Below are 1,442 nucleotides of genomic sequence, written 5' to 3' on the forward strand. Positions count from 1 at the left end.
AGAAATGTGCTTCTAAGCCAACATAAGGCCCTTTAAATTCAAATTTAAGGTCATTGTTATCGTAATCATCTAAATCGATGTTGAGGATACGATAACCAGCTGTTAAGCCTAAATCGATTAATAAATTATCGGCAAACTTATACTTTGCTTCTACTAACGCATCTGTAATTTTTGCATCATCAAAGTTTGTATATGTTGCTTCACCTTTAGCGCTTAACCCTGTAAATGGAAGTTTTACTTCACCTGATAAATAAGCAATCGGATATGTCTTATCAATATCTACACGTTTACCGGTATAGGCAGTAATATCTCCATTTAGTACAGTTGCACCAAGACCTGCATATTATCTAGTAACTCATAATAGAGAATAAAATCCCTATGATCTAAATCAACGTTATAGTTAGCTTGACCCAAAGTTTCTGATTTAGTTTGAGTATCTAAATTAACATAACGAATTTTTGCATTTGGAATAAACGGGATTGGGTGCTCAAAAGCTAATGAAAGTTGAGCACTACCTTTTCGGTCTAGATCTTGATCTTCAGGAGATTGTGAAGACATATTAGCTTTGCCGTCATAAAACCAGTAGCCAACGTCTCCTTTTACGCCTATAAAATCTGCTTGTGCGAATCCGCTAAGACCCATCCCGAGTACTAAAAAAGACAGTTTTAATATTTTCATCATCAATCCTAAAAAGAAAATCTTTGAACGCATGATATAGATATCTTTACAGTTATGCATTGATGAAAAATGGTGAATATAAAGCTTCTATATCTTCAATTTTTAATATTCTTTTATTTAATTAATTTTCATATAAAAATTAATTACTTATAGTGATTTGAGTTTTAGAGGTTTTAGTATAAATTTTGTGTAAGGGATCGATAATACTTTGATATTTTACTCATCTATAAATTAGTTGATATATCTACTTTATGAATGGGAATAAAACTTTAATGGTAGAAAATATCATTGAATGTAAGAAGGTAATAATATGCTTTAAAACAGGAATATTAGCTAAAAAATAACCAATCTAGATAAGAATCTCTAAAAAAACGTAAATTTTCAGACGGAAATTACAGTAAAAAGAAATAAAAACAGGTATTGTTCAGCTATATAGGGGCAAAAAATGGACAAAAATCTTTAAGGAAGAATTTTCTATTTTTGCTTGTTTGTTAAGGGAATAAAAATACTCAAAAGGTGCATTTTATTTTCTACAAACACAAAAGTATTTTTTGGTTCTTTTTTTGCATGCGGAATAACAATCAACAATAGCAGTAAAAATAAGTAATCTTTTAACATTAGGTGTTCTATGACAGATACTCGTGAAAACTGGACGTCACGATCTGGTTTTATTATTGCAGCCGTTGGTTCGGCTGTAGGCTTAGGTAATATTTGGCGCGTTCCGTACGTTGCGTATGAAAATGGCGGTGGTGCGTTTCTTATTC

1 protein-coding gene and 1 pseudogene are annotated in these 1,442 nt (G+C 31.3%); one reads left to right on the forward strand and one right to left on the reverse strand.

The features are described from left to right. Positions 1-678, reverse strand: a pseudogene (locus tag VXQ92_RS17775) (TIGR04219 family outer membrane beta-barrel protein); the annotation flags it as partial. Positions 679-1,306: 628 nt separating this feature from the next. Here VXQ92_RS17775 and VXQ92_RS17780 point away from each other — a divergent pair. Next, a partial coding sequence (locus tag VXQ92_RS17780; RefSeq protein ID WP_416682700.1) for a hypothetical protein occupies positions 1,307-1,442 on the forward strand: 136 nt, incomplete at its 3' end.

Source organism: Acinetobacter sp. 228, assembly GCF_048147885.1.